Genomic DNA, 6,731 nt, shown 5'->3' on the forward strand with positions numbered 1-6,731 from the left:
CATTATTGACAAAATAAATAATATAATATACTATATTTTTAATACCCCTCAGGGGAGGGGTAAAAGGGGGATGGTTATGGAAGTTAAAACATTTAAAGTTTATGGAATGACATGTTCGGCTTGTGCAAGTAGGGTAGAGCGTGTAACAAGAAAATTAGAAGGGGTTAAAGATGCCAGTGTAAATTTTGCAACAGAAAAGCTAACAGTTACTGTAGAGAAAAACAAGATATCTTATGAGAAATTAAAGACGACCATAGATAAGGCTGGATATAGGTTAGTTGATGAAACAAATTTAAAAACAGAAACTAAAGAAGTGAGTGAGAGTAGGAGATTATTTAACAGGTTTATAATTTCTTTAGTGTTTACTGTGCCACTTCTTATAATAAGTATGGGACATATGATAGGAATGCCACTTTTAAGCATAATAAATCCTAAAATAAATCCGTTAAATTTTGCTTTAGTGCAATTTGTATTAACCTTAATAGTTATGATAACAGGATATAAATTTTATAAAATTGGAATAAAAAATTTATTTAAATTAGCTCCTAATATGGATTCTTTAATATCTGTTAGTACATTAGCGGCTTTTATTTATGGAATTTTTGCAATTTATAAAATAATAATAGGGGATAATCCACATGATTATGCAATGCATCTTTACTTTGAATCGATAGCTACTATTTTAACTCTTATAACTTTAGGCAAATATTTAGAGGCAGTATCGAAAGGAAAAACATCAGAAGCCATTAAGAAGCTTATGGGGCTTGCACCAAAGGTAGCAACAGTTATAAGAGACAATAAAGAAATGCAGGTATCTATAGAGGATGTTGAAATATCTGATATAGTTATAGTTAAACCTGGTGAAAAAATTCCTGTAGATGGGGAAGTAATAGAAGGAATAACTTCTGTTGATGAATCTATGCTTACAGGGGAGAGTATTCCTGTTGAAAAAGTAACTGGAAGTACTGTTATTGGAGCTAGTATAAATAAAAATGGATTTATAAAATATAAAGCGACAAAAGTTGGACAAGATACAGCATTAGCACAGATAATAAAATTAGTAGAAGATGCTCAAGGGTCTAAAGCTCCGATTGCAAAAATTGCAGATGTTATATCAGCTTATTTTGTACCTGTGGTAATATCATTAGCTATAATATCATCAGTAAGCTGGTTAATTGCAGGGGAAAGTTTCATATTTTCTTTGACAATATTTATTTCAGTGCTTGTAATTGCATGTCCATGCGCTTTAGGTTTAGCAACTCCAACAGCGATAATGGTAGGTACAGGGAAAGGTGCTGAGAATGGAATATTAATAAAGGGTGGTGAAGCTTTAGAGACTACTCACAAAATAGATACCATAGTGTTTGATAAGACAGGTACTATAACTGAAGGAAAACCTAAGGTTACAGATATAATAACCAATTCTATAAGTGAAGAGGAACTTTTAATTTTAGCTGCAAGTTCAGAAAAGGGTTCAGAACATCCTTTAGGAGAAGCTATTTTAAATGAAGGAAGGAACAGAAATTTAAAATTAAAGAAAATAGATAAATTTAATGCAATTGCAGGTCAAGGTATTGATGTTGTTATTGAAAATAAAAATATTTTGTTAGGAAATAGAAAGTTAATGATAGACCAAAATATAGATATAACTATATTTAATGATAAAGTAGAGGATTTATCAAATCAAGGAAAAACACCAATGTATATTGCTATAAATAAAGAGATTAAAGGGATAATTGCTGTTGCTGATGTAGTAAAGGTAAGCAGTAAAAAAGCTATAGAAACTCTTCATAAAATGGGGATAAAGACAGTTATGATAACTGGGGATAATGAAAATACTGCTAAGGCGATAGCAAAAGAAGTTGGAATAGATAATGTTTTAGCTGAGGTTTTACCAGAGGATAAGGCTAAAAGTATTAAAAAGCTTCAAGATGAAAATAAAAAAGTTGCTATGGTAGGTGATGGAATTAATGATGCACCTGCACTAGCTAAAGCAGATATTGGAATAGCTATAGGCTCAGGTAGTGATGTAGCAATAGAATCTGCTGACATAGTGTTAATAAGAAGCGATTTAATGGATGTATCCAAGGCAATAAAATTAAGTAAAGCAACAATTAGAAATATAAAGCAAAATTTATTTTGGGCTTTTGCTTATAATGTTTTGGGAATACCTGTTGCTATGGGAGTTCTTCATATATTTGGAGGTCCACTTCTAAATCCTATGATTGCAGCAGCAGCTATGAGTTTAAGTTCAATATCAGTACTTTTAAATGCGTTAAGACTTAAAAATTTTAAAGCTTAAAATAATTAAAAAGAAGTATATTTTAAATATACTTCTTTTTAATATTATAATAAGATTTTTTTAATTAAATTAGCTGCTTCTTTATATCCATTAAGTTCTCTTAAGGATTTACCAATTTTTTGAGCATTTTCTTTATATAAATTACAAGATAAAACTTTATCAACAGCTTTAGATATAGCAGATGGAGTTAAGTTTTCATCTCCGATTAAAGCAAGTCCAGCTTTAAGATCTGCTACTCTATTTGCAACTATTGGTTGGTCACCAAACTGAGGAACAACAATTAAAGGAACATCATTATATAGCCCTTCGCTTGAACTATTCATTCCACCATGAGTTATAAATAAATCAACATGTTTTAAGACCTCAAGTTGTGGAACATAATTATAGACTTTAAAGTTTTTTGGTATTTCTCCTAAATCATTAATATTAATTCTCTTTCCAATAGACATTATAACATCTATATCATTTCTACCACCTAAAGCTTTAAAGCAGTTTTTGTAAAATACTTGATTTTCATTTGCAACAGTTCCAAGAGAGGCTAAGATAAGTTTTTTATTGTTAGTTTTTTCTATTTTAAAATCTACTAACTCCTTTCTATCAAAAATAGATGGACCTACAAATTTAAAGGAATCATCAAACTCATCTCCGTAAGGTTGATAATATTTAGAGGTGAATACTATTTTTAAATCGCATTTTTTATTTAAAAAAGCTTCTCGTATGCCTGCCATATTTTCTTTAATATCTTGAGGAATTGTAGCACCACTTTTAGTAAGTGTAGACATCATTAAATTAAACATATCATCCATTAGTTTTTCATTCAAAGCAAATGTAGTTATAGAACTTATTATTTTTTTTATATTAAATTTACTTGCGAAAAGATTTGTATCTAATAAAAGAAAATGATCTATAACCAAATAATCAAATTCGCCAGTTAAAGTGAAAATAAGTTCTAATGTTTTTTTACTAGTTTCCATGAATTTTTCCATTAAAGTAGCAGAGTTATTAAGGTCTTGCATTGATTTATTAATTTCATTTGGGTTAAACTTTAAAGAACCATCTTCTAATTCATATCCTAAAAATTTAGCTCCAACTTTTTCTAGCTTGTCTCTAAATTCCTCAGCTGTAATATATACTATTTCATCACCTTTATTTACAAGTTCATTAACCAAGCCGATGGTAGGGTTAACATGACCGTGACCTGGTAAAATTAAAAATAATCCTCTTGACATAAAAATTTCTCCTTTTAATTATATTTATGTAAAATTAAATAAACACTGTGTTGATTTATTGTTTTTTTTATTATAAAATTATTTAAATTAAGTTTCAATCATCAATATTTTATAAAATTGTTATTAAACAAACAATTTAAATCTTTTTGTTGAATTAAAGGAGAAATATGGCTAATAAAAAAGATAATCAGAGAGTTAAAATTACAAAAAAAATTATAAAAAATACATTAGTAGATATGTTAGAAGATATGGATATAAACAAGATAACGGTATCATCTCTTTGCAAAAGAGCTGAAATTAATAGAAGTACCTTTTATAACTATTATGATGATATATATGATTTATTGAAAAAGATAGAAGATGAAATATTTAATGAAATAAAAGAAGATGTTAAAAAGCATGAATTAGATGGATGCGAAAGTTTTACAGACACCAAACATATATTAGAAAAAATAAAAGAGAATAAAAAGTTATATTTAATTTTAGCTAAAAATTATAATGATAAAGAATTTTTTAAAAAGGTTAAGGACATTGGGAAAAGCATATGTATAAATAGATGGAAACGTATGAATCCAGAAATAGATGAAAAATATTTAGAAGCGCTATATATAGTTTACTCTAATGGGCATTTTAATTTAATGCTTGAATGGTTAAATGGTAATTTAGAGATTTCAGAGAAGGATATAATAGAACTTGAAAATAAAATGTTTAATATATTTCCTAGTGTATATGATAAAGATATTGCTAGATAAAGGTGGTTTTAGTTAAAGCAATCATTTGATTTAACAATTTTAAAGCCAAGTACATATTATATATAAAATAATTCTACTGCTTATTAAGCTAATAATATAATTAACATAGGAGGAAATAATAATATGTACTTAAAAGATGGTTCCTTAATAAGTATTGACGTTGGAATATTATCAAAAGATATTACAGAGTATATAATTAATTTAAAAAAGCAATTTTTGAATAAAATTGTTATATCTATAATTGGATATTTTAAGGAATATGGATTTAATACAAGGGATTATACCCCATGGAACAGAGAATTTTTATCTTTTGGAGATTGTATATTTTATAAGGTAAAAAATATTAATGAAATTTCATCTAATATTCACTTGTCTTTAGAATTTAACAATAGTACTTATAAAGGGGTTAAATGTTTTGTAGGTGAAAATTGTTTTAAAGAAGAAAAGATTGCTAAAAACATAATAAATTCTATTACTAATTTAGGTTTTTTGGATTTAGGAGTTTGGTATTCTGATGTTTATAAGATAAAAAATACGATTATGCCTTGTATTATTCTGAGAATAAACTATGATATTTTAGATATAGAAAGAGATGAAAAATATTTAATACCATCTCTTTCTAAAAAAATAGTAGAGTCTATGATTGGCTTATAAGTTATAAAATTTATTTTGATTTAATTTTATATAATTCCGGTGTATCATGGGTTATAGTTTGAAATTCATAACCCTTTTCTTTATAAAATTTTATAACTAAAGGGAGAGCATCTGCACTATTTTTGTTAGCATATCCTGTGTGCATTAAAATCATAGCAACATCTTTATCACTTTTAGCCTTTTCGGCTATTTTGTAAGGTTCTAGTTTAGGATTCATCCCGTCTGTTGTATCAACATTCCAATCATAAATATTAATGTTATTTGAATGCAATTTATTTAACATACTATTAGTTAAATGGTAGTATGAGTTATTACACCCAAAAGGAAATCTAAGTATATTAGATTCATACCCAGTTAAATCGTAAATTAGTTGCTTTGTTTTTAAATTTTCAGCTAAGAAAGCTTCTTCATTGTTATAAATACTTTTTTTATGGCTATATGTATGAAGACCAATGCTGTGACCTTCTTCATACATTCTTTTTATTATGTCTGGATTTGTTTCAACAAGTTCACCAACTACAAAAAAGGTTGCTTTAACATTTTCTTTTTTTAATGTATCTAAAACTTGAGTTGTAACTTTTCCGCCAGGACCATCATCAAAAGTTAAGTACACTATCTTTTTATTGTCGCAATTAGATTCATTTTTATTATTATCAATATCCTGAGCTATACAAGTAGAAAACGGAATACATAGTAACATTATTATACACGTAAAAAATAATAAAAGCTTTTTCATAAAAATTTAAGCAAAATTAAATATTGTTTTGCTATAACCTCCTTAATTTATTTTTTAAATTTTATTAACTATATTATTAATGTGTATTTTTCATAATAATTATTACTGATACTTTTTCTTTTCGTGTTTTACTGTTATAATAATAAAAAAGAATATATAAATTTTTTATAAATACAAAAAAGATTAAAAAATTACAATATTTATACTTAAAAGGATGATATGTTTATGGGAAGAGCTATAAGCTTAATTATTTCTATTATAATTTTAATTTTAATTTTTAAATTGGTTTGGTTTATATTACCATATGCTATAATAGTTGGAGTTTGTTTGTTTATATATTTTAAGTATATAAAGCCATTATTAAATAAAAATAAAATAAAAAAAGATAATTTATATGGGACAAATTATTATAATGAAAGAAATTCAAAAGAAGATGAAAATTCTTTTAATGGTACTATTATAGATGTAGATTATAAAGACCTTGATAAAAATGAGGATGAAAATCATAACAAAAAAGAAATTTTATAGTTTTAAAGTATTAAAATTTATAGTTTTTTTATTATTTTTTAGGACATGATATAAGTGTTTGGAGGTGTTAGTATGAAAAATAAAAAAATACGAAAAAAACACATAAATCATAATCCTATTGAAGAAAGCACAAAAGCAGTTTTTGGAGAACCTAAAGCAAAGGGAGATGAATTTATTCCTAAAACCTTTCATTAGGAATTATTTAAGTTATTAAAAATAAGTTTTATTGCTGTTTAAAAGGAGAATTAAGTTTAATTCTCCTTTTTTATATATAATGTAAAATATTAAAACAATATTCAAGAAGAGGGAGAAGTACTGGTTTATGCTGTGGAATGGGTTAAGATAGTTTATATTTTGAAAATTTAAACTTATTAATATTTGTTTTTATATAATAAATAGATAATTATCTATTAAAATAAGAAAAATATCGGGGAAATAACTTATATACATAGAATATTATCTATATAAGTTATTTTTATTTATAATTTAAATTATAATATATAGTCTTATATAAAATACTCGTAAATGAT

General features: G+C 25.9%; 7 protein-coding genes. 5 read left to right on the forward strand and 2 right to left on the reverse strand.

Annotated elements, in window-relative coordinates; translation table 11 throughout:
- Window positions 1-76: 76 nt before the first annotated feature.
- Window positions 77-2,302, forward strand: coding sequence for a heavy metal translocating P-type ATPase (locus DR020_RS10260; protein WP_235865690.1), 2,226 nt, complete (start codon window positions 77-79; stop codon window positions 2,300-2,302).
- A 44-nt stretch (window positions 2,303-2,346) separates the two neighbouring features.
- Here the strand turns inward: DR020_RS10260 and DR020_RS10265 are convergent, their stop codons facing one another.
- Entirely contained in the window at window positions 2,347-3,531 is a 1,185-nt protein-coding gene (locus DR020_RS10265; RefSeq protein WP_112365883.1) for a macrolide family glycosyltransferase, read from the reverse strand.
- A gap of 167 nt (window positions 3,532-3,698) precedes the next feature.
- On the opposite strand from DR020_RS10265, the gene DR020_RS10270 reads away from it, so the two are divergent.
- Both DR020_RS10270 and DR020_RS10275 read left to right on the forward strand, forming a co-directional pair.
- Window positions 3,699-4,283 (forward strand): TetR/AcrR family transcriptional regulator, encoded by a 585-nt coding sequence (locus DR020_RS10270; protein ID WP_112365884.1) that lies wholly within the window; start codon window positions 3,699-3,701, stop codon window positions 4,281-4,283.
- Window positions 4,284-4,406: 123 nt separating this feature from the next.
- A complete protein-coding gene (locus DR020_RS10275) occupies window positions 4,407-4,937 on the forward strand; it encodes an N-acetylmuramoyl-L-alanine amidase (RefSeq protein WP_112365885.1) in 531 nt (176 codons plus the stop codon).
- A gap of 10 nt (window positions 4,938-4,947) precedes the next feature.
- Here the strand turns inward: DR020_RS10275 and DR020_RS10280 are convergent, their stop codons facing one another.
- Window positions 4,948-5,673, reverse strand: a complete 726-nt coding sequence (locus DR020_RS10280; protein ID WP_055257375.1) for a polysaccharide deacetylase family protein — start codon at window positions 5,671-5,673, stop codon at window positions 4,948-4,950.
- A 225-nt stretch (window positions 5,674-5,898) separates the two neighbouring features.
- On the opposite strand from DR020_RS10280, the gene DR020_RS10285 reads away from it, so the two are divergent.
- The gene (locus DR020_RS10285; RefSeq protein WP_055257376.1) at window positions 5,899-6,201 is read left to right on the forward strand and encodes a hypothetical protein; all 303 of its coding nucleotides are present in this window, start codon (window positions 5,899-5,901) and stop codon (window positions 6,199-6,201) included.
- 72 nt (window positions 6,202-6,273) lie between these two features.
- Complete coding sequence (locus tag DR020_RS12630; protein ID WP_256437750.1) at window positions 6,274-6,396, forward strand: CPC_1213 family protein; 123 nt, start codon at window positions 6,274-6,276, stop codon at window positions 6,394-6,396.
- Window positions 6,397-6,731 lie beyond the last annotated feature (335 nt).

The sequence above is a fragment of the Sarcina ventriculi genome (assembly GCF_900456775.1).
Lineage (GTDB): Bacteria > Bacillota > Clostridia > Clostridiales > Clostridiaceae > Sarcina > Sarcina ventriculi.